General features: G+C 69.2%; 20 protein-coding genes and 1 tRNA gene. 10 read left to right on the forward strand and 11 right to left on the reverse strand.

The features are described 5' to 3' along the window. Positions 1-71: 71 nt before the first annotated feature. From fumC to tnpC, 4 genes are all read left to right on the forward strand, one after another. Complete coding sequence (fumC, locus tag AC3AOF_RS29440) at positions 72-1,481, forward strand: class II fumarate hydratase (RefSeq protein ID WP_488347269.1); 1,410 nt, start codon at positions 72-74, stop codon at positions 1,479-1,481. 183 nt (positions 1,482-1,664) lie between these two features. Beyond that, on the forward strand, positions 1,665-1,856 hold the full coding sequence (locus AC3AOF_RS29445; RefSeq protein WP_203155617.1) for a DUF4169 family protein: 192 nt from the start codon (positions 1,665-1,667) through the stop codon (positions 1,854-1,856). Continuing rightward, entirely contained in the window at positions 1,853-2,140 is a 288-nt protein-coding gene (locus AC3AOF_RS29450) for a ribbon-helix-helix domain-containing protein (protein ID WP_488347270.1), read from the forward strand. Before AC3AOF_RS29445 ends, AC3AOF_RS29450 begins: the two co-directional genes overlap by 4 nt. Before the next feature lie 380 nt (positions 2,141-2,520). Then, positions 2,521-3,804, forward strand: coding sequence for an IS66 family transposase (gene tnpC, locus AC3AOF_RS29455; protein ID WP_236993540.1), 1,284 nt, complete (start codon positions 2,521-2,523; stop codon positions 3,802-3,804). On the opposite strand, the gene AC3AOF_RS29460 is transcribed toward tnpC, so the two are convergent. Continuing rightward, positions 3,794-4,432 (reverse strand): hypothetical protein, encoded by a 639-nt coding sequence (locus tag AC3AOF_RS29460; protein ID WP_488347271.1) that lies wholly within the window; start codon positions 4,430-4,432, stop codon positions 3,794-3,796. The two genes, tnpC and AC3AOF_RS29460, sit on opposite strands and share 11 nt — an antisense overlap. A 546-nt stretch (positions 4,433-4,978) precedes the next feature. After that, positions 4,979-5,812, reverse strand: a complete 834-nt coding sequence (gene ygfZ / locus AC3AOF_RS29465; RefSeq protein ID WP_236987491.1) for a CAF17-like 4Fe-4S cluster assembly/insertion protein YgfZ — start codon at positions 5,810-5,812, stop codon at positions 4,979-4,981. Between the two features lie 95 nt (positions 5,813-5,907). Here ygfZ and AC3AOF_RS29470 point away from each other — a divergent pair, with 95 nt between their 5' ends. From AC3AOF_RS29470 to AC3AOF_RS29485, 4 genes are all read left to right on the forward strand, one after another. Continuing rightward, a complete protein-coding gene (locus AC3AOF_RS29470; RefSeq protein ID WP_236987490.1) occupies positions 5,908-7,248 on the forward strand; it encodes a dihydroorotase in 1,341 nt (446 codons plus the stop codon). A 332-nt stretch (positions 7,249-7,580) separates the two neighbouring features. Further along, positions 7,581-8,000, forward strand: coding sequence for a preprotein translocase subunit SecG (gene secG / locus AC3AOF_RS29475; protein WP_236987489.1), 420 nt, complete (start codon positions 7,581-7,583; stop codon positions 7,998-8,000). A gap of 148 nt (positions 8,001-8,148) precedes the next feature. Further along, positions 8,149-9,777: a CTP synthase gene (gene pyrG / locus AC3AOF_RS29480; protein WP_488347272.1), complete on the forward strand. Its 1,629-nt coding sequence runs from the start codon at positions 8,149-8,151 to the stop codon at positions 9,775-9,777. A gap of 165 nt (positions 9,778-9,942) precedes the next feature. After that, the gene (locus AC3AOF_RS29485; protein WP_236987487.1) at positions 9,943-10,152 is read left to right on the forward strand and encodes a DUF2934 domain-containing protein; all 210 of its coding nucleotides are present in this window, start codon (positions 9,943-9,945) and stop codon (positions 10,150-10,152) included. 255 nt (positions 10,153-10,407) lie between these two features. Here AC3AOF_RS29485 and AC3AOF_RS29490 read toward each other — a convergent pair whose 3' ends face one another. After that, positions 10,408-11,700 carry a M23 family metallopeptidase gene (locus tag AC3AOF_RS29490; protein WP_488347273.1) on the reverse strand — a complete coding sequence of 431 codons (1,293 nt, stop codon included), beginning with the start codon at positions 11,698-11,700 and terminating at the stop codon, positions 10,408-10,410. A gap of 378 nt (positions 11,701-12,078) precedes the next feature. After that, positions 12,079-12,543 (reverse strand): thioredoxin-dependent thiol peroxidase, encoded by a 465-nt coding sequence (bcp, locus tag AC3AOF_RS29495; protein ID WP_236987486.1) that lies wholly within the window; start codon positions 12,541-12,543, stop codon positions 12,079-12,081. A 331-nt stretch (positions 12,544-12,874) separates the two neighbouring features. Between bcp and AC3AOF_RS29500 the strand changes: the two genes are divergently transcribed. Both AC3AOF_RS29500 and AC3AOF_RS29505 read left to right on the forward strand, forming a co-directional pair. Further along, on the forward strand, positions 12,875-16,252 hold the full coding sequence (locus tag AC3AOF_RS29500) for a YhdP family protein (protein WP_442919334.1): 3,378 nt from the start codon (positions 12,875-12,877) through the stop codon (positions 16,250-16,252). Between the two features lie 97 nt (positions 16,253-16,349). Further along, a tRNA-Gly gene (locus AC3AOF_RS29505) sits at positions 16,350-16,424 on the forward strand. A 260-nt stretch (positions 16,425-16,684) separates the two neighbouring features. Here AC3AOF_RS29505 and AC3AOF_RS29510 read toward each other — a convergent pair. From AC3AOF_RS29510 to AC3AOF_RS29540, 7 genes are all read right to left on the reverse strand, one after another. After that, a complete protein-coding gene (locus AC3AOF_RS29510) occupies positions 16,685-18,553 on the reverse strand; it encodes a hypothetical protein (protein WP_488347274.1) in 1,869 nt (622 codons plus the stop codon). A 2-nt stretch (positions 18,554-18,555) separates the two neighbouring features. Further along, the gene (locus tag AC3AOF_RS29515) at positions 18,556-18,813 is read right to left on the reverse strand and encodes a hypothetical protein (protein ID WP_488347275.1); all 258 of its coding nucleotides are present in this window, start codon (positions 18,811-18,813) and stop codon (positions 18,556-18,558) included. Next, positions 18,813-19,043 carry a hypothetical protein gene (locus AC3AOF_RS29520; RefSeq protein ID WP_488347276.1) on the reverse strand — a complete coding sequence of 77 codons (231 nt, stop codon included), beginning with the start codon at positions 19,041-19,043 and terminating at the stop codon, positions 18,813-18,815. Before AC3AOF_RS29520 ends, AC3AOF_RS29515 begins: the two co-directional genes overlap by 1 nt. A gap of 70 nt (positions 19,044-19,113) precedes the next feature. After that, complete coding sequence (locus AC3AOF_RS29525; protein ID WP_488347277.1) at positions 19,114-20,061, reverse strand: hypothetical protein; 948 nt, start codon at positions 20,059-20,061, stop codon at positions 19,114-19,116. A 124-nt stretch (positions 20,062-20,185) separates the two neighbouring features. Then, the gene (locus tag AC3AOF_RS29530; protein ID WP_488347278.1) at positions 20,186-20,458 is read right to left on the reverse strand and encodes a hypothetical protein; all 273 of its coding nucleotides are present in this window, start codon (positions 20,456-20,458) and stop codon (positions 20,186-20,188) included. Positions 20,459-20,514: 56 nt separating this feature from the next. Beyond that, positions 20,515-21,018, reverse strand: coding sequence for a hypothetical protein (locus tag AC3AOF_RS29535; protein ID WP_488347279.1), 504 nt, complete (start codon positions 21,016-21,018; stop codon positions 20,515-20,517). Beyond that, entirely contained in the window at positions 21,015-21,845 is an 831-nt protein-coding gene (locus AC3AOF_RS29540) for a hypothetical protein (protein WP_488347280.1), read from the reverse strand. The genes AC3AOF_RS29535 and AC3AOF_RS29540 overlap by 4 nt, the downstream gene beginning before the upstream one ends.

Genomic DNA, 21,845 nt, shown 5'->3' on the forward strand with positions numbered 1-21,845 from the left:
GTGCCGGGGCATCGCGCAATCGCCACTCTTGGCTTAAGTAGGCGCCGTTTCGCACCGCCAAAGAGGCCAAGATGTCGCCGACCGAGACAACCACCCGCACGGAATCCGATACGTTCGGGCCGATCGAAGTCCCGGCGCACCGCTACTGGGGTGCCCAGACCCAGCGCTCGATCCAGAATTTCCGCATCGGCACCGAGCGGATGCCCGCACCCCTCGTCCACGCGCTCGGCCTCGTCAAGCAGGCCGCGGCCCTGGTGAACCAGGATCTCGGCGTGCTGGAGCCGAAGCTCGCGCAGGCCATCGCGGCCTCGGCCGCCGAGGTGGTCGAGGGCCGGCACGACGACGAGTTCCCGCTGGTGGTCTGGCAGACCGGCTCGGGCACCCAGTCGAACATGAACGCCAACGAGGTCATCGGCAGCCTCGCCAACGAGCGCCTCGGCGGACAGCGCGGCGGCAAGTCGCCGGTCCACCCCAACGACCACGTCAACCGCGGCCAGTCCTCGAACGACACCTTCCCGACCGCGATGCACATCGCGGTGGCGCGCGAGATCAACGACCGGCTGATGCCGGCGCTCCAGCACCTGCACGCCGCCCTCGACGCCAAGGCCAAGGAATTCGGCGAGATCGTCAAGATCGGCCGCACCCACCTGCAGGACGCGACCCCGGTCACGCTCGGCCAGGAATTCTCCGGCTACGCCGCCCAGGTGGCGCTCGGCGGCGCCCGCGTCGGCGCCACGCTGCCCGGCGTGCTGGCGCTGGCGCAGGGCGGCACGGCGGTCGGCACCGGCCTCAACGCGCATCCCGATTTCGCCGAAAAGTTCGCCGCCAAGGTGGCGGAGCTGACCGGGCTGCCCTTCACCTCGGCCGACAACAAGTTCGAGGCGCTGGCGACCCACGACGCCCTGGTCTTCACGCAGGGCGCGCTCAACGCGCTGGCGAGCGGCCTGTTCAAGATCGCCAACGACATCCGCCTGATGGGCTCCGGCCCGCGCTCGGGTCTCGGCGAGATCTCGCTGCCCGAGAACGAGCCCGGCTCCTCGATCATGCCCGGCAAGGTCAACCCGACCCAGGCCGAGGCGCTGACGATGGTGTGTTGCCAGGTGATCGGCAACGGTACCACCGTGTCGATGGCCGGCAGCCAGGGCCACCTGGAGCTGAACGTCTACAAGCCGGTGATCGCCAACGCGGTGCTGCAATCGGTGCGGCTCTTGGCCGACGCCGCGGTGAGCTTTGCCGACAATTGCGTCGTCGGCATCAAGCCGAACCGCGACCGCATCGCCGACCTGATGAGCCGCTCGCTGATGCTCGTCACCGCGCTCGCGCCCTCGATCGGCTACGACAAGGCCGCCGAGATCGCCAAGACCGCGCACAAGAACGGCACCACGCTGAAGCAGGAGGCGCTTCGCCTCGGCTACGTCACCGAGGCGCAGTTCGACGCGGTGGTGCGGCCCGAGGACATGCTGGCGCCGAGCGCCGAATAACCGCAATCGGACGCCCGCCCCGCGCAGCTTATCGCCGCGCGGGGCGTTTCTAGAGAGCGTCGCGATGGCAGCGCCATCGCGACGCTCTCTAGGTTTTTGATTGTGCCGCATTTTCTACGACGAACCGGTCTCCACTTCGTCGGAAAATGCTCTCAGGGTGGCGGGGGCGCGGAGGATCGGGTCATGGCCGAGATCATCAACCTGAAGCAGGTCCGCAAGGCCCGCGAGCGGGCCGCCAAGGAGGCCCAGGCGGTGGAGAACCGCGTCGTCTTCGGCCGCCCGAAGGCGGCGAAGACCCGCGAGGAGGCCCGCAAGAGCCTGGAGACCGCCCGGCACGAGGGCCACCGGCTGAAGACCCCCGACGGCGAGGCATGAGCCTCGCTGGCGATCCGCCGTCGGGCGCCCTGCCCGAGGGCGGGTTGCTCAAGCGCTCCCTCGTCATCGCCGGCCACCGCACCAGCGTGTCGCTCGAGGCGGCGTTCTGGGAGGCGTTGCGCCAGCTCGCCGTGGCGCGGGGGCTTTCGGTCCAGGCGCTGGTCGGGCGGATCGATGCGGAGCGGGGCGAGCAGAATCTGTCCTCGGCGATCCGGGTGTTCGTGCTCAGAGCGGCGTGGCCCGAGCATGCGGAGGCGAACAAGAAACTTGGGATGAAAGATTAGTTTCATCGAGCGTGCACTAAATTCGACGCTCGATGACGTATGAGGTCAAGTCGGTGGATTTACTTGATGCGACAATCAAATTCACGCCGTTGAAGAAATTGTAGTTGTCGATTTATCTCTCCAATATAATGTCGCATTTTTCAGATCCTGTCGACTGGCCAACGAGTTTGTCTTTGTTGATTCTGGTAAATTTATATGAATATACATCTGGTCTGTTCGGAATATAGATATACGATGGCGTTCCTTTGAGACTTGGATCCGGCACCAGCCTAAATCCCGGTAATTACCCAGGGGGGTGCCGTGACGGGCGGCTCGGTCGCGGCTTAGGTGTCATGTCGCCCCCCCTTGCCGTCTGATGGTTTGGCTGATTCCCTGTCGGGATGAGCCGCAGCGATTTGGAGCGCCTGAGCAAGGAGGAACTGATCGAGCTGGTGCTGAAGCTGCACCGGCCGGAGAAGACCTCGCGCACCTCGTCCAAGCCGCCGGCCACGGATCGCAAGGAGAGGCGGGAGAAGTCCCGTCCCGGCGGGGCCAAGCCCGGGCATGAGGGCCACAAGCGGGCGCTGACCCCGGATCCGGATCAGGTGGTGGAGCATCGGCCCTGCGCCTGCTCGTCGTGCGGCGAACCACTGCCGGCCGACCTTCCGGCCGAGGTCGTCAGCGTGCACGAGCGGATCGACCTGCCGCTGGTTCGCCCGGTGGTGGAGCAGCACCGGCGCCTGTGCGTGACCTGCCCGGCCTGCCGGACCCGGGTCGCCGCCCGACGCCCGGCGGGAGCCGACGCGACACCCTTCGGGTCGCGGCTGCACGCGGTGGCGACCTACCTGAAGACCTTCCAGGCGCTGTCCTACGAACGGTTGCAGGCGGCGTTGTCGGACCTGTTCGGGCTGAAGCTCAGCCAGGGCGGGCTGATGAACGTGCTGCGGCGCGCCCAAGGCTGCTTTGCCGGGGGCCGGGACGCGGCGCTGGCGCGTCTGCGGCAGGCGCCGGTGGTGGCCTCGGACGAGACCGGGGTGCGGATCGAGGGCACCAACAGCTGGCACTGGGTGTTCCGCTGCGAGGAGGCGGTGGTGCATCACGCCGCCCCGAGCCGGTCTGCTGCTGTCGTCGGCGAGGTGATGGCCGGGCACCGGCCTTTGGTGTGGCTCTCGGACCGGTACTCGGCCCAGCAGGGACACGGCGAGCGCCAGCAGACCTGCCTGGCGCACCTCGCCCGCGACGTGGCCTATGCAGCCGAAGCCAGCGACGACCTGCTCGCCCTGCGGTTCAAGTGGTGGCTCGACAACGCCTTCGGGCTCGCCCGCCGGCTGACCGCGTTGGCCGCCTCGACCCTGGCGCGCAAACGGCGCGAGTTGGAGGGGGATCTCGACGCCCTCCTGAAGGTGCCCGCCACCTGCGACCTCACCCGAGCGCTCCAGACCCGGATGCAGCGGGCGCGCGACCAGCTCCTGACCTTCGTGGCCTTCCCGGGGAAGGTCGACGTGACCAACAACGCCTGCGAGCGCGACCTCCGGCCGGCCGTGGTCCAGCGCAAGGTGACAAACGGCTATCGGGCGATGTGGGCGGCCAAAGGCGAGGCAGACGTGCGCACCGTCGTCGCCACCGCCGCCCTCCGGACCAAGGCCACGCCCTTCACCACCCTGCTCGCGACCATCACCGCCTGAGCAACCCCCCCTCCAAGTGAAAGAGGGGGGGGCGGAAAACGCGCGTGCCGAAAAATACCCCCTGGGTAATTACAAATCCCGCACCTCCTGAAAGATGGCCGCGCCAATCCGCGGTGCCAGAAGCTGTGTCCCCGTTCTGTTTCTTGATGTCGAGGGTTATCAAAAAATTTTTATCGTTTTGGCATATCACGGTTCCAACCCACTCCCCAACGAACGAGTCTCTTGCGCTCGGCTCGTTGAGCTGCGGCTTGTTTACGATGTTATGTGGTATGTTGTTTATTTCTCTGTTGGTAGTGTCAAACATTATCACAAATAATCGCTCTCTGCAAAGGCGATCTCCTTGCAGGGCCTCAGCCGTTGCTTCTTGGGACAACCCTTCGAAAGCGTCGCGGCGAATTGATGTCTGGCCTTCCAATCCAGCGGTTGCCAGTTTTCCGGCCAAACCTCCTAACTGAGCTTTGACATCACCTGCAATCTGAGCTTCTGTTTTTAGCCCCTTTGCACCACTAACCGTATTACAAATATTTGTAACCGTTTCTCGAATTAATGATATCTGAGAGGTATTCAGCTCCTTGGCGCCTAAAACTGAAGCGTAGCAGGTGGAAGCAAAGATCGGTAGGGCGACCAATCAGAAAAACATACCTGCAGTCCTCCGAGATGCTTTATCGCCCGGACCATATGTGCGTGATTGTTTATAAAACATTTCCATGGCTTGTCAATGTTCTTACATGTTTACTTTCTAATGTTCACAATAATGCAAGAAATCTCATGAATATAATTTCTTTAAAAAGAGAAATTTGGTCTTTGTTTATTGCTATACAGATAAATCGATATTGAAATACTTATTATCATGATAGAAAAAATCAGATTTGCTGGGTTGTCAGTAGCGATTTAACGGGTCATGAAGTATTTTTGTGGACAGCATCCGATGCCGTGAGCGGCGATCTTTGCAACGGCAGGCACGGATCGACGTCACGGCTTACGCTTTCTCTCAAATGATGAGGGATTTGCAAGCCGCCAAGATTCAAAAGTTGGATTTATTTTTAGTATAGATGTATCGAATCAAATAGGATGTTGCTCAGGTGCAGCACCGTGAGCGGATCGTTTCTAAAACCCCCAGCTTTGCCAGGGGATGATCGCTACAATTTTATATTTGCAGGAAAAATTATGTCTGCTACCCGTCTACAGGTACAGGCCACGCAAACGTCGCAAAACCCGGCTTCTCGACCGCGACCACCCGCCCGCCGGCCCGTACCGTCTCCCCCGCCGCCAGCGCCTCGCCGAGGCGGTCGATCCGCAGCATCGCCAGCCCGCGCGACCCGGCCCCGCCGCCGGTCTGGCCGAGGCTCCGGTCGCCGGCCGTCACCGGCTCGCCCGCCGGGCCGGCCTCCCCGTCGCGATAGACCACCGGCACGATGCGGGTGCGGGCGGTGCCGCGGTGCTGCATGCGCGACACCACCTCCTGGCCAACATAGCAGCCCTTCTTGAAGTCGACCCCGCCGAGCTGGTCCATCAGCGCCTCGTGCGGGAAGGCGTCGCCGAAGGGGAAATCGGTCCCGCCCTCGGGCACGCCGAGGCCGATGCGGTGGGTCGCATAGGCTGCGGCATCGGCATCGGCCGCCGGAAACTCCGCTGCGTGGAGGCGCCAGCCGAGGTCGGCGAGGCGGCCGTCGCGTAAGGACGGGGAGGGGGGCTCCATGCCCCATCCCGCCGCCACGGCGAGCGGCAGCGCCTCGACCGTCACGTTCGCCCGCAACTTGTAGAGCGTCAGGCGCTTGAGGAGATCGGGCGCCTTCTCGCGGGCGACATCGAGGTGGAAGCCGTCGGGTGCGCGGCAGACCAGGAAATCGAACAGGATCTTGCCCTGCGGGCTGAGGAGCGCGCCGAGCCGGGCTTCGCCCGCCGGCAGCGTCTCGACGTTGCAGGTCAGGAGACCCTGGAGGAAGCTCGGCGCGTCGGGGCCGGTGACCGCCACGACGGCGCGGTCCGGCAGGAGAGCAAGCGGCATCGGGGGTCCTTTGCTTGAACCGCGGGCGGGGCTGACATAAGCCGCCTGCGCCCGGCCCTCAATCGCGGTCCAGGGGCGAACGAGGAATGCGACCGATGAGCCAGAGCTTCGACCTCCTCCTGCGCGGCGGCACCGTGGTCAACCACGACGGCGAGGGTCTGGCCGATATCGGCGTCACGGCCGGGCGCGTCGCCGCCCTCGGCGACCTGTCGCAGGCGTCGGCCGGCCGCACCCTCGATTGCCGCGGCCTGCACCTCCTGCCCGGCGTGATCGACAGCCAGGTGCATTTCCGCGAGCCGGGCCTCGACCACAAGGAGGACCTGGAGACGGGATCGCGCGCCGCCGTGATGGGCGGCGTGACCACGGTGTTCGAGATGCCCAACACCGTGCCGCAGACGACCGATCCGGGCGCCCTCGACGACAAGCTGAAGCGCGCCCATCACCGGATGCATTGCGACTTCGCGTTCTGGGTCGGCGGCACGCACGAGAACGCCAAGGATGTCGCCGAGCTGGAGCGCCTGCCGGGGGCGGCCGGGATCAAGGTGTTCATCGGCTCCTCCACCGGCTCGCTCCTCGTCGAGGACGATGCCGGCATCACCGAGATCCTGAAGCGCACCCGCCGCCGCTCGGCCTTCCACGCCGAGGACGAGGCGATGCTACGCGATCGCAAGGGCCTGCGGGTGCCGGGCGATCCGTCCTCGCACCCGGTCTGGCGCTCGCCGGAGGCCGCGCTGAAGGCCACCGAGCGCCTGGTGCGCATCGCCCGCGAGACGGGAGCGCGCATCCACATCCTGCACATCTCCACCAAGGAGGAGATGCGGTATCTCAGCCAGCACAAGGACGTCGCCACCTGCGAGCTGACCCCCCATCACCTGACGCTCGACGGGGACGAGGCCTATGCCCGTCTCGGCACGCTCGTCCAGATGAACCCGCCGGTGCGGGGGGCGGACCACCGCGACGGGCTGTGGTGGGGCCTGTCGCAGGGTGTGGCCGACGTGCTCGGCTCCGACCATGCGCCCCACACCCTGGAGGAGAAGCGGAAGGTCTACCCGGATTCGCCCTCGGGCATGACCGGCGTGCAGACCCTGGTGCCGGTGATGCTCGACCACGTCGCCGCGGGCCGGCTCTCGTTGCAACGCTTCGTCGATCTCACCAGCGCCGGCCCGAAGCGCACTTTCGGCATCGCCCGGAAAGGCCGGCTCGCGGTGGGCTACGATGCCGACGTGACGGTGGTCGACCTGAAGCGCCGCGAGACCATCACCAATGCCTGGATCGCCTCCAAATGCGGCTGGACGCCCCATGACGGCCGCGAGGTCACCGGCTGGCCGGTCGGCACGGTGGTGCGGGGCCAGGCGGTGATGTGGGAGGGCGCGCTCACCGAGCCGTCGCGGGGCGAGGCGGTGCGGTTCGAGGAAGGGTTCCCGGCGCGGGGGTGAGGCGCCACGGCCCCCTCCCCCTCCCCCTCTGCGGAGCAGGCCGAGAGAGGGGCAGCGCGACGCTGATTCAGAGGACGCCCGTCAGAGCGGTTCCGCCTCATCCGGAAGCGGCGTCCCCTCTCCCGCCCGGCTCCGCCGGGCACCCTCCCCCGCAGAGGGGGGAGGATTATACCGCGGCGCCAGACTGTGTCTTCTTCCCCTCCATTCCACCCTCCACCCTTGGCTCCGGCGCATATCTCGTATAGGAGCGCCCGGAATTGGAGGCCCGGGCGCGTTCCGCGTGCCGGCCGTTGCCACGTTGGCGGCCCGTCGAGGGCCGGCCCGGAAGCCCGATGCAGACCGTCCTGATCGTCGTCCACCTGATCATCGTCCTCGCCCTGATCGGCGTGGTGCTGCTGCAGCGCTCCGAGGGCGGCCTCGGCCTCGGCGGCGGGGGCGGCACGCAGGGTTTCATGACCGGCCGCGGCCAGGCCAACGCGCTCACCCGCGCCACCGCGATCCTGGCCGCCCTGTTCTTCGCCACCAGCATGGTGCTGGCGATCATGTCGCACCGGGGCGCCGGCCCGCGCTCGATCTTCGACGGCGCCGGCACCAAGGCCCCGGCGGGGCAGACCGGCGCGCCCCCGGCCGGCAACGTCCTCGATCAGCTGCGCCAGCAGCAGGGCGATGCGCCGGCGACCCAAGGCTCCGCTCCGGCCACTCCGGCGGCGCCCGCCGCGCCGGCCGCCCCCGCGGCACCCCAGTCGCGCTGATCTGCGCGGAAAGACCGGCGGCGCATCCGCGCCGCCCCTCTCTCCCAAAAGAATCCTGTGAGTCCGGTCGGCCTTGCCGTCCGGACATGACCCTGTTGTGCTGGCGGCGTTTGGCAACCCGGCCACGCCTGTGTATGGAGCAAGTCCCATGACGCGGTATGTTTTCATCACCGGCGGCGTGGTCTCCTCGCTCGGCAAGGGTCTCGCTTCCGCCGCCCTCGCGGCCCTGCTCCAGGCCCGCGGCTACAAGGTCCGCCTGCGCAAGCTGGACCCCTACCTCAACGTCGATCCGGGCACGATGAGCCCGACGCAGCACGGCGAGGTCTTCGTCACCGACGACGGCGCCGAGACCGACCTCGATCTCGGCCATTACGAACGCTTCACCGGCGTGCCGGCGACGCGGGCCGACAACATCACCACCGGCCGGATCTACCTCGACATCATCACCAAGGAGCGCCGGGGCGACTATCTCGGCGCCACCATCCAGGTGATCCCGCACGTCACCAACGCCATCAAGGAATTCGTCCTCGACGGCAACGACGCCTACGACTTCGTGCTGGTCGAGATCGGCGGCACCGTCGGCGACATCGAGGGCCTGCCGTTCTTCGAGGCGATCCGCCAGCTCGGCCAGGAACTGCCCCGCGGCACCTGCGCCTACGTCCACCTGACGCTCCTGCCCTACATCCCGTCGGCCGGCGAATTGAAGACCAAGCCGACCCAGCACTCGGTGGCGGAACTGCGCTCGATCGGCATCCAGCCCGACATCCTGCTCTGCCGCTGCGACCGCGCGATCCCCCGCGAGGAGCGCCGCAAGCTCGCCCAGTTCTGCAACGTGCGTGAATCGGCCGTCATCGAGGCGCGGGACGTCGGCACGATCTACGAGGTGCCGCTCTCCTACAAGGAAGAGGGCCTGGACCGCGAGGTGCTGGCGCATTTCGGCCTCGAGACCGGACCCGAGCCGAAGCTCGACCGCTGGCGCGACATCGTCGGCCGGATCAAGAGCCCGGAGGGCGAGGTCTCGATCGCCATCGTCGGCAAGTACACGGGCCTCAAGGACGCCTACAAGTCGCTGATCGAGGCGCTGAGCCACGGCGGCATCGCCAACCGGGTCAAGGTCAACCTGGAGTGGATCGAGTCCGAGGTGTTCGAGCGCGAGGACCCGGCGCCGTTCCTGGAGGGCCTCAACGGCATCCTGGTGCCGGGCGGCTTCGGCCAGCGTGGCGCCGAGGGGAAGATCCGCGCCGCCCGCTACGCCCGCGAGCGCAAGATCCCGTATTTCGGCATCTGCTTCGGCATGCAGATGGCGGTGGTCGAGGCGGCCCGCTCGCTCGCCGGCATCGCGGATGCCAACTCGACCGAGTTCGGCCCGACGCCGGAGCCGGTGGTGGGTCTTCTCACCGAGTGGATGCGCGGCAACGAACTGGAGCGCCGCATCGCCGAGGGCGACCTCGGCGGCACGATGCGGCTCGGCTCCTACACCGCGGCCCTGGAGCCGGATTCGCAGATCGCCAGGATCTACGGCGGCACCCGCATCGCCGAGCGCCACCGCCACCGCTACGAGGTCAACATGGCCTATCGCGAGCGGCTGGAGGCCAAGGGCATGCGCTTCGCCGGCCTGTCGCCGGATGGCTTGCTCCCCGAGACCGTCGAGGTGGTGGGCCATCCCTGGTTCATCGGCGTGCAGTTCCATCCGGAGCTGAAGTCGCGGCCGTTCGAGCCGCATCCGCTGTTCCAGAGCTTCGTCGCCGCGGCGATCGAGCAGAGCCGGCTGGTCTGACGTCGGATCCGGGATCGTCCGGACCAACATAGGTTGTCGCCGGAGCGCGAAGGTTGCTCCGGCGCTGCCGTTCCGTCGCGACAGCGATACCGACCCACGGTATAGGAGCCCCGTTGAGCCGGCCCCCGGCACCTGGCGGGCCGGCGTGGGAGGAGGTCATCGGTGATGCGTGAGATACCCCTGGCGGCGATCCGGGCCCGCGCCTACGACATCTGGGAGCGCAACCACCGCCCGGACGGCTACGAGATCCAGTTCTGGCTCCTCGCCGAGCGCGAGCTGCGGGCCGAGCTGGAGGGCCGGCGCGACGCTGCCGGGGAGGACGCCGCGCCCGTCCCGGCGACGGGCGATGCCCCGGTCGAGACGGTGGGCGGTTAAGGCTCTCGCGAAGAGCCCGTTCGAGTTGGCCGACCGAATTGGAACCCTCGATGTCATCCCGGGGCCGCGAAAGCGGAACCCGGGATCCATAACCGCTGAGGGTTCAGGATGAAGCGGAACGCTGGTCGTCCTGTCCTGAATCGTCAGCGGTTATGGATCCCGGGTTCTCGTCTTCGACGAGCCCCGGGATGACGTGGAGAGATGTCGACGTATCTGCCGGATCGATCGATATCCCCCGCTCGAGGGACTTCGAGATCAGCGCGACGCCAGCCGTGCGCCCGCCCGCAGGAAGCGCTGGGGGTCGACCGGCTCGCCGTCGATCCGGGTCTCGTAATGCAGGTGCGTGCCGGTGGAGCGGCCGGTCGAGCCGACCCGGCCGACCATCTGCCCCGCCGCCACGCTCTGACCGGGCGCCACCGTGATCGCCGAGAGATGGGCGTAGCGGGTGACGAGGCCGTGGCCGTGATCGACCTCGACCATGTTGCCGTAGCCGCCCGCAAAATCCGCCTGCGTCACCGTGCCGGCGGCGGTGGCCCGGGCCGGGGCGCCGTACTCGCCGCGCAGGTCGATGCCGGTATGGAGGGCGAGGCCGCGGGTGAATGGGTCCGACCGGTAGCCGAAAGTGCTGGACAGTCCGTGATCGGTCGCCATCGGCCGCCGCAGCGGCATCGCGCCGACGATCTTCCTCAAACTGTCGCGCTCGCCGAGGTCGCGCTCGGCCTGGAGCACGGCGGTCTCGAACGGGCCCGAGCCGGCCGGCACCAGCGGGCCGCCGATGCCGCCGCCGTGGGGCGCGGCGAAGCGCCGCGCATCGAGCCCGGTCTCGGCCACGATCATCCGCAGGCGGGCCGCCTCGCTGCGGCTACTCGCGGCGAGGCGGCCGACCGCCAGGCTCTGGCGCGCCTCCAGCCCGTCGAGGGCGTGTTCCAGGGTCGCCATCCGCAGGCTCACCCCGGGGGAGGGGGCGGGCGAGAGGGCAGGCGCGAGACTGTCGGCCTCCGTGCGCAGGCCGAGCGACTCGGGCGTCGGCGCAGGGAGCGGGGGAGGCGCGGGCAGCGGGGCGTAAGACATCGCCGAGGGCACGGTCCTGGCGTCGCGGGCCGGCCAAGACGTGGCCAATCCCGCGGCCGACCCTCCCATGCCGTCCTCGCCCATCGCGCTCGGGCCGCCGGCCTGCTCGGCCAGCCCCATCAGCATCGCTTGCCGGCCCTCCAGCGCCACCTGCCGGCCGGCGAGGTCGGCGAGCCGCGTCTCGACCCCGTCCTGCTCCAGGAGCTTCTGTGTCGCCACCCGGTCGAGCCGGGCCCGCAGGGCGCTGACCCGCTCCTCGTAGGCGTATTGCATCGCGCCCTGGCGTTCCATGAACCGCGCCAGCGCCTCGTCGCGGAAGACGATGAACCACGTCGCCGCGCTCGCCCACAGGGACAGCGCCCCGAAGGCAAGGGCGGCGAGCACCAGGGTCCGGCGCCGCACCACCCAGACCCGATCCGGGCGGCCGGCCGGCGACGTGAGGGAGGCGACGAGGGACGAGAGGCGGGAGGGGAGCATCGGGACGGTCCGTAACCTGATCGGGACCGTCGCGGGTTAAGGTTAAGGATGTTTCAAGGGCGAAGACGAACCGGGGTCCCGCGGCAGTCTCGTGCCGGCCTTCGCGCAAGGTCCTCCGGGCGCTGGAAAATCGAAGTCCGATAAATAATAAGTCGCGGAATTCCCTCTCCCGAGTGGGAGAGGGGTAGAGATGAGGGTGCTGCGGTTCTGATTCTAGCTAAAAGCGTTGAGCTGCCAGCACGACAGTTCAGGCTTTACACTGAAGCGTGTCACCCTCGCGCCTGGTCCCTCTCTCACACGGGAGAGGGGAATTGCGCTTTGATTGTCAATGAGGGGGTACACGCTGCTCACTCATCGCACGCCGCCGGCCCGCGCGCCTCACAGCGCCTTCGCCGCCGCCAGGACCGCGTCGGCATGGCCCGGCACCTTCACCTTCTGCCACACCTTCGCGATCGTGCCGTCGCGGTCGATCAGGAACGTCGTGCGCTCGACGCCCATATACTTGCGGCCGTACATGCTCTTCTCGACCCAGACGCCGTAGGCCTCGAGCATCGCCTTCGTCTCGTCCGAGGCGAGGGGGAATTCCAGGGCGTACTTCTCCCGGAACTTGTCGTGGCTCTTCATCGGGTCCGGCGAGACGCCGATCACCGCGGTCTCGGCCTCCGCGAAGGCGTCGCGCAGCCCGTTGAAGGCCTGCGCCTCCAGGGTGCAGCCGCTGGTGTCGTCCTTGGGGTAGAAATACAGGACGGCCTTGCGCCCTTTCAGGCCGGCGAGGCTCAGGGTCTCGCCGCCGGTCGCCGGCAGGGAGAAGTCGGGGGCGGGATCGCCCGGGTTCAGCGCCATCGTGCCTTCCTTTCGGCCGATTGATGGTGTGCCTCTAGGGGAGGCGGGCAGGACTTGAGCCGCGGGGCGAGGGGCCGGCCCGGCGCGCCGCCCGACGGATAAGCGGCAGAACGTTACCCTCCGGTCACCGGAGCGGGCAATCATCGGCGGCGGCCTCAGGCCCCCGGAGCGCGACCCGCGCGCTCGGGGGCCTGAGGCCTCATCAAATGGCGGCGCTCGGACAGCGAGCGCCCGGAGTGGCGACGCACGCGTGACGACAGGCCGAGCGACACCAGGACCAGACCCCGTCCCGCAGCCGGACCACGCGGCCCCGGTCCCCTGCGCCGCGCGGATCAAGGCGGCGCCCCGGTCGCTGCTGCGGACCTGCGTCCGGGGCGTCCTGCTGCTCAAGCTCGCGGCCGTCATCCTGCTCGGAATCGGCCTCGGCCTGGCTTACCTGCGCCTGGCGAGCGGCCCGGTGAGCTTCGCCTGGCTCGAGCCCCGGGTGGCGGCGGGCATCGCCGAGCGCCTCGGCCCGGGCTGGAGCGTGAGCCTGCACGACAGCGCCATCGAGATCGACCGGGACGGGGCGCTGGCCCTGCGCACGGCGGGCCTCGACATCCGCAACCCCGAGGGCGACCTCGTGGTGCGGGCACCGCTCGCCGTCGTCGCCATCGACCTGTGGTCGCTGTTCGGCCTGTCGGTCCAGGCCCGCTCGGTCGAGTTCCGCGACCTGCAATTGCGGGCGCTCCTGCATCATGACGGCTCGATCGCCTTCGCGGCCTCCAACGACCCGTCCGACGCCAAACCCCACACGCCGCCGGCGGTGGTGGCCGCCCGCGGCACCGTCTCGCCGGTCTCGGCCACCGTGGCGTCGATCCTGAGCCTGGTGCTCGATCCCTCCGGCGTGATCGGCAGCCTCGATCGCGCCCGCCTGACCAATGCCCGCCTGACGCTCCTCGACGAATCGGGCGCCGAGCGCGTGGTCTTCCCGCGGGTCGACGGGCTGTTCAACCGCGATGCGGCGCGCCCCGCCCGGGTGTTCGAGATGCGCATCGTCGGGCCGCACGGGCCCTGGCGCTTCGGCGGCGACGTCGAGGAGGCGCCGGACGGGGGCCGCCACGGCGTGCTCACCCTCGACGACCTGCCGGTCTCCGACCTGCTGCTGCTCTCCGGCCAGTCGCGCCTGCCGCTCACCACCGACCTGAAGCTCTCCGGCCGTGCCCAGGTGGCGATGCACGGCGCGCGCCTCGACGGCATGACGATGCGGATGACCACCAGCGAGGGCAACCTGCTGATCGAGGAGAAGGACTTCAACCCGGTCACGATCGAGGCGGTGACGGTCGACGCCACCTGGGACGAGACCCGCCGCGCCCTCAAGGTCGATGCCCTCGATTATCGCGGCGCCGGCAACCGCGTGCGCCTCGCCGGCGAATGGGTGGCGGGCCCCGACGGCGCCGGGCCGCGCTGGACGGCCGGCTTCACGGGAACCGACGCGACCTTGCGCGGCGCGGCGCCCGGCGACGCTCCCGTCAAGATCGCCAAGGTCGAGGCCCGCCTCTCCGGCCGCGACGACGGCGTGCAGGTCGACGCGCTCACCCTGTCGGGCGATGCCGTGCACGGCACCCTCAGCGGCACCCTCGGCACGAAGGCCGACGAGGGCGGCCTGACCCTGCGCATCACCGCCGACCGCACCGACGGGCGCGCGGCCTTGAGGCTCTGGCCCGAGAACGTCGCGCCGCCGATCCGCACCTACCTCGTCGACAACCTGCGCGCCGGGCGCCTCGACAGCCTCGACATCCTGGTCGACATGAGCATGGCCGAGTTCGCCGCGGCGACCCGCGGCGAGCCGATGCCCGACCAGGCGGTGCGGATCGCCTTCGGCGTGAGCGAGGGCGGGCTCACCATCTCCAACGACGCGCCGCCGCTCTCCCGCGCCCGGGTCTCGGGACTCGTCACCGGGCGTAACACCACCATCCGAGGCGCCAATGCCGAGATCCGGATGCCGGACGGGCGGGCGCTCGCCCTCCAGGACGGTTCCTTCGTCATCAAGGACGCGGTGCCGAACGCCGTGACGGCGCAGATCGGGCTTCGCCTCACCGGCGGCGCCGACGCCCTGGCCTCGCTCATGCAAGCCAAGCTCTTCCGCTCGCTGTCCGGCACCGAACTCGATCCGGCGACCCTGCGCGGCCAGGCCGATCTGCGCATCGACTTCCCGCTCTCCCTCGAGGCGGTGCCCGACATCGCCGACCTGCCGGTGGTGATGAGCGGGACGCTGACCGATATCGCGGCCGAGCGCCTGGTCGGCAAGGAGAAGCTCGAGAACGGCCGCTTCGCGCTCGCCTACGACCGCAACGGCTTCAGCCTGAAGGGCGACGGGCGGCTCGCCGGCGCCCCGCTCACCGTCGACCTGCACCAGCCGAAGGCCGGGGCGCCGGGCGAGGCCCTGGTGACCATGGCCCTCGACGACGCGGCCCGCGCCCGGAAAGGCCTGCCGACCGCGCCCCTTCTCGCCGGCCCGGTGAATGCCCGCTTCGTCGTGCCGTTCGGCCGGCCGGGCAAGGCTCCGATCCGGGTCGAGGCCGACCTGGGCAAGGCGAGCATCGACGGGCTCCTCCCGGGCTGGACCAAGGCCGCCGGCCGGCCGGGGCGCCTGACGCTCTCCCTCACCGAGACCGGCCAGGGCAGCGAGCTGCGCGACATCGCGCTCGATTCCGGCCCGGTGCAGCTGCGCGGCAGCGCCTCGCTCAATCCCGAGGGCGGCTTCGAGCGGGCCGACCTCACCAGCCTCAAGCTCTCTCCGGGCGACGACATCCGCGCCCAGGTCGAGCGCACCGGCACCGGCTACCGCATCACCGCCAAGGGCGGCGTCGCCGATGCCCGGCCCTTCCTGCGCGCGATGACCGCGCCGCCGAAGAAAGGCGGCAAGGACACGTCCGCCCGCGACATCGAGGCCGATCTCAGCTTCGCGATCCTGACCGGCTTCAACGAGGAGGCGATGACCAATGCCAGCCTGAAGCTGTCGTTGCGCGGCGACGACGTGCGCCAGGCCCGGATCCAGGGCCGCCTGCGCTCGGCCGGGGTGAGCCTGGAGGTGGCCAAGCCCGACCGGTCCAGCCCGCCGGTGCTCAACGCCGAGACCAGCGATGCCGGCGCGGCGCTCCGCTTCCTCGACATCTACAAGCGTATGCAGGGCGGGTTCCTGTCGCTGCAGATGGGCTTGAACGACGGGCCGCAATCGGGCCTGGTGCAGGTCCGCTCCTTCGCCCTGCGCAACGAGCCGGCGCTCGGCCGGATCCTGGCCCAGGGCGAGACCGAGGACCGGCGCAGCGACGCCAACGACGTCGGCTTCGACCGCCTGCGCGCCGCCTTCCAGCGCACCGGCACCCGCATCGCCTTCGCGGAGGCCGCGATCTCCGGCCCGGCGATGGGCTTCACCCTCGGCGGCTGGATCGACACGGCCAAGGACCGCACCGACGTCTCCGGCACCTTCGTGCCGCTCTACGGCCTCAACAACGTGGTGTCCCAGGTGCCGATCTTCGGCCCGCTCCTGGGTGGCGGCCACAACGAGGGCCTGTTCGGCATCAACTTCCGGGTCGCCGGCGCGATGAGCGCCCCCAACATCAGCGTCAACCCGCTCTCGGCGATCGCTCCGGGCTTCCTGCGCAAGCTCTTCGGCGCCGGCGGCGGCGACGCCAACGCTCCCCAGTCGCAGCGCATGGAACGCTGACCCGGAAGACCGACTGCCGGGCAAGCCGGCGCAGGCCTCGTGGCGCGGCATTTTGGGGTGGACAGCGCCCGGGCGACCCCGTATGACGATGACCACCGCGGGCGTAGTTCAGTGGTAGAACGTCAGCTTCCCAAGCTGAATGTCGTCGGTTCGATCCCGATCGCCCGCTCCACACATTTTCCCTAGTTGTTACAGGTGCTTGTAGGTGGCTCCTCAACCACCTCGTACCGCCCTCGAAAGAGTGGGATACAACGGGGATACAACGCCACACCCTTAGGCGGCGTTGTATCCGAGGCAAATGCGCAGCGGGCCGCGAGCCCATCCCCGAGCCTCTCCGCTGTGGTGCCAGAGGCCGCGTGATTTAGAATCGCGGCCCCCATTTTTTGGAAATCCCGCCCCTACGCGGGGGCGGGCCTACGCCGGTACCCTTTGCTATTTTGGCTCAGAGACGCGCACCCAGGACCGGGCTCTCTCGTCCCAGTGGAAAGCCGTCCGCTCGATCCCGCTGCTGTGCCAGCGGTAACCGCGCCCGCCGGGCTGCCCCGATATCTCGATCCGGCCGACCGCACCGTCGAATAGGCGGAGGTCCGCGATTATTCGCCCCCCCTTCTGCCCGGGCGCGCGGTTTACTGCGACGATGTCCCGGACGTACGTGGGCACACCCGGCGGCAGGGCCTCCCCGATCGCGGCGTGGATCTCCGTCCGGTCGGGCAGCGTCGGCTCGCGCATCGAGAGCACGCCGGCACCGGCGACGACTTGCGCGAGCGTCCGCTTCCGGTCCCTCTCGATGCGCGGCGGCTGGGGCTGCTCCTCGGCCGCCTTGGGCTTGGGGTCGGCGGGGGCCTGCGCTGGGGGCGGCGTGGTCGCGGCGGGAGCCGGCGCCAGGGCGGGGGGCGCGCCGGCCTTGAGCTCCCTCTCGCGGGCCGCGGTGATGAGGATCCTCTTCATGCTCTGCGGCGGCGGGACCGTCACGTCGATCCCGCACCGCGCGAGGAACGCCCTCATCTCGTCGGCGAACCTCGCCCACGACCGCCGCGCGCGCTCGTGACCCTGGTGTTCGAGGCCTACTTTCCAGGCCATATTGGCACTATAGGCGATTGCCGCGTCCCGCGTCCGCCAGAAGTAGCGGCAGTCCGTGTCAATCTCAGGGCGGTGCAGCAACCAGACGTGCGTGGCTGTATTCTTTGTCGTTGCGTAGCAGACGTTCGCGGCCCAACCGAGACGCGTCTCCAACACCTGAACGTCAGCGTGGCCTTGCACGCCTGGCAGCCGCGTTATCTTGCGCTCGACGGTTCTGCCGGCCATGATCCACGCGTCCCAGCGCTTGCGGGCGGCGTCGCCAACGCTGCCGTGCTTCTGGCCGTCGGCCACGAACGCCTCGATCTCGGCGAGCTCCTCTGCGGAGAACTCGTCCGGCACCGGCTCGGCCGGGCGCGCCTTCACGATGGGCAGCTCCGTGGGCTTGGAGGCCCGCTTCTTTTTCGGCGGCTCGGGAGGGGGGCCATCGACGTCAGTCAGACCAAGGGCGCGCTCGTACGCCCTCACGTCCTCGCTGGGGCCCGGATCCTGGATGGCGAGCTCGCGCTCCGAGGGGCCAGCGGCCGTGATCGCAGCGGCGTGCGCCCGCGAGATCAGGCGCAGCTTCGCGGTCTCGCCTGGCTCCTCGCTTCCGTCGATCCCAAGGCGCGCGAGGCTGTCGCGGATACGCTGAGCAACTCCCGAATCCGCGCACGCGCTCAAGAGGGCATGCGCCGCGGCCCGCTCTGCGGCATGCCGGCTATCCCACATGAACCAGCCGACCACGTCGCAGTTCGGGTGCTGGAAGCCGCCGTCGCCGCTCCAACTTCCGTCGACCGTAAGCTCATATCCAGCCGTCCAGCCCAGGCGCGTCCGCGTGAGGCGAAGGGCTGCCTGCACAGTCTTGGTGACCAGCACGTCGATGGGGACGGGCCTAGCACCATTCAGGACGAACGCGTTCCACATCGATCCGTACGCCTCCGGATACCCGGGGGCGATCCCCTTCGCGTAGATCTCCAGCGCCTGGACGTCCTCGGGCGTCAGCGGCGAGAACTCCGGAGCGGCCGGGCGCGCCACCGCGCGGGGCAACTCGACCGATTTGGGGGGGCTCGGCAGCTCGGGCAGGCACGCGAAGAGCAGCGGCTGCGGGGCCTGGGCCGGCGGCTTGGGGCGCGTGATGCGCGGCAGGCGGCGCGGCATGCCGGTGTACGTCTCGGCGCGGATCGCATCGAGCCACGCGCGCTGCCCAGCGAGGTCGTCGTGTCGGATGATAGCGCGGGCCATGATCACGCTCCTCTCTGCAGGCGGCGGGCCAAGTTCAAAGCCTCGCCGGCGCGGTCGGTCAGGACGGCAACGAGGGCGGCCCCGATCCAATCGGGGATGTCGCGTTCGCCCGTGTCCCACCTCGCCACGAGGCGGGGGTCGATCGTCTCGCGGGCGCCCTGCGGATGATGTGGGCCGAGGTCGCGGGCGAGCGCCCGGCGCCACTCCGTGCCGTGCAGGAACGCCCCGATTTCGGCGAGGACTTCGCGGGAGATCGCCATCACCTGGCGTCCTTCGCGAGTTCATCGTTGACCCACGCGAGGTCAACTTCCCAGTCCGCCAGGTCTAGACGGCACTCGTCGACGTACGCGTGGTCCGCTTCAGTGACGGCGGTGCGCGCCTTAATTCCTAGGACCGCAGCGCTGTTGTTGCGGGCGGTCGTCAGGAAGTCCTTGTATGCTTCGAGAGAGCCATAATCGGCGATGACGCCGCATCGGCGGAGGTAACTCACAGGGGGTTCTCCGGAGAATGAGGGGGCTGGAAGGGGTCGGTGGTCTGGGGTCGGACCCGACCGGGGCTGGTCAGCGGTAGAGGGCCGAGCGGTGCGTCTCGATCCAGTATTTGGCGGTCGTCGCGGTCTTGATCGCCCGCGTGGAGGGGGACTGCCGGCGGACGGCGTCCCTGATCTTCAGTGCGTAGGCGACTTGCTTCGGGGTCCCGGACAGGGCCGGCATCCCGTCGACCTCGCGCTGCCCCTCCGCCTCGATGCGGGCCGCTTCGGCCGCGTTCTGCGCCGTCAGGGCCTCACGCTCGATCCGGCGCCTCTCGACCTCGGCCCTCTCGCGCTCGATCCGGGCCTCCTCCTCGCGCTTGCGGCGGGCCTGGGCCTGGTCGTGCTCGTCCGCCTGCAGGGGATAGAGCCGGCGCAGCTCGGCGCGGTACTCCCCGCGGGAGAGCTCGGTCAGCGCGCCGCCGTACGTCGAGACGTAATAGCTCTCGGAGGAGCGCGAGTTGTACGCGACGCCGGTCAGGACGTAGAGGCGATCGGCCTCCAGATCCCACAAGCACGAGCCGCTGCGCTTCGAGCCCGACCGGTCGTCCCGGGCGATCCGGATGCGGATCGAGGCCTCAAGGCCGGTCGCGGCTTCGACGTTGCCGGGCCCGTGGGCACCGCCGCCCGTGACCTCGCCGTAGAACCGGATATTGTCCCCCACGCGCCAGAGGCGGCCGCGGCCGAGCTCCAGCTCGATCCTCTCGGGCTGCGCCGGCGCCTCGACCTCGGCGACGGGCTCGGGGGCCGGCTCGGGCTGGGTCTCGGCCGGGGCCGCGCAGGCCTGCGCCTGCTGGACCGGCAGCGGCACCATAGCATCGACCGGCTGCGCGGCGGCCGCCTTGGCGACGGACCAGGCGGCCTTCATGGCGGCGCCGATGTGCTGGCGGACGCCCTCGCCGGCGGCGGCCGCGGCCTCGCGGGCGGCGGTCCAGGCGCTGCGGAGGATGCCGGCGCGGTCGTAGGATTTCTTCGTCATCATCGTTCTCCATGGTTTCCCAATTGGGACCGCTTGTGCAGCGGCGCAGAGCGGCATGGCCGTCTCGTGGTCCTCATAATGAGGACACCTCGGGCAGAATGCAAGCCTCTCCGTTAACTATTTTTCAGCCGATCGCGGATTCCTGTAGCCACTCGTCTTTCGGGCGCTTCCCGACGCGCGCTCGCGTGCGGGCCTCCCGAGCCTCCGGGAACGCCTGATCCGCGAGCTCGCCGAGCTGGCGGCGCAGCGCGACCGCCTCGGCGAGGAGCGGGTGCGCGGAGTACCGGGGGTTCGTCGCGACGACGAGGTTGCTGTGCGCCGCAGCTATCACTGAGCACCGGGACGACCAGGCGTCGGAGAAGTCGCCGTGGTGAGCGGGCCGGCGGCCGTCGCGCAAGCGGAGCCCTCTCTCCCAGTAGACAACCGCTTTGCGGCCCTGGATCACCGCCGGCGTCAAGTCGTCGAGCGGGAGATCATCTGTTCCGGGGGCGGCGTCACGACGTGCCGGCACTCCGGCGTGAACCGGGGCGCCGGCCGCTGCCGGCTCACCGCAAAAGGGCGGGAGGCGGCCTCCTCGCCGCCGACGGTGGTCTCGGGAATGGGAGCGGTCTCGGGCTCCGGCGGGGCCTCGGGTATCGGCGCCGGCGTCTCGGCCGCGGCGGAGGCCAGCCTCTTCAGGAAAGCCAGCGCCTCCGGGCCCGCCTCGGCGACGCCGCCGTGCGCCCGGGCGTAAGCGCGCACGATCTCCACCGGCATGCCCGCGTGCTCGGCGGACGCATCGCCGGGCTCGTGGAAAATCTCGAACTGGGCGAGGCCGGACGACTGGCGCATGGCGTCGCGGAAGCTGGCGTGAACGACGACCCGGGCGCCCGGTCGATCCCGACAGCCCTCGGGACCGACGGAGAAAACGGTGCCGTCCTTGCAGCGGACGGCGTTGGGCTTGAGGGGCATGCTCATAGTGTCAGGGCTCCCAGGGCTTCGGCATCTTCGACGGGGATCACGGCGTGCTCGGGCAGAGCGTCGATCTCGCTCTGGCGTCGAGCGCTGCGCATCAGGGCGAGCGCGGCCTCGGTTCTGAGATCTCCAAGCCAATGCCTCAGCGTCTCGCGCGTCATCTCAACCGCGTGATGCGCGTCGCGAACGACCGCAGTGCCGGCATCGAGGCGAGTGCCAACGAGCCACGTCGGGACGTAACCCCGCGCGGCCCATTTCTCAGGGACGATCGAGGCTGAGTCGTTCCTGAGGATCTCCCGGACACTCTCGGCGATCGTTTCTTCGGCCGCGAACCGAGCCTTTCGATCGAGCGTGGCGGCTCGCTTGCGCGCCGTCGCGGCCGCCTTGTCGATCGCAGCCTGCTCGGCCGGCGGAAGGCCGCGCACCTGCCGGGCTTCCCGGTGGTAGCCGGTGCCGACGACGATCCAGTGCGGCTCCCTGTCGAGGATCCGCCAGCCTCGCTCGCCGCCAGGGCCGGCCTCCTCGCGAAGGAGCCCGAGGCGGACAGCGTGATGGACGAGATTGCCGGCATCGGCCCACGTCCGGGGCTCGTCGGCCGTGCCCTTGTATCGGGAGAAACGCGCCCGCAGGCCGGCGGAGTGGCGCTCCACGATGGCGACGCGGCCCAGCCAATCGTCTGCGCCCCAGACGCCCAGGATGTCGGCGTTGACGTACGCATTCCAGCAGCCGTCGCCGGAAGTATAGCCGCCGCCGTCGAGGACGGTGGCATCGAACGTGGCGGGGAACGCGACCGGGTTCGAATTGATGAGGGGGAGAGTTTCCGAGCTCAC

It is taken from the genome of Methylobacterium sp. 142-1Y (genome assembly GCF_057747795.1).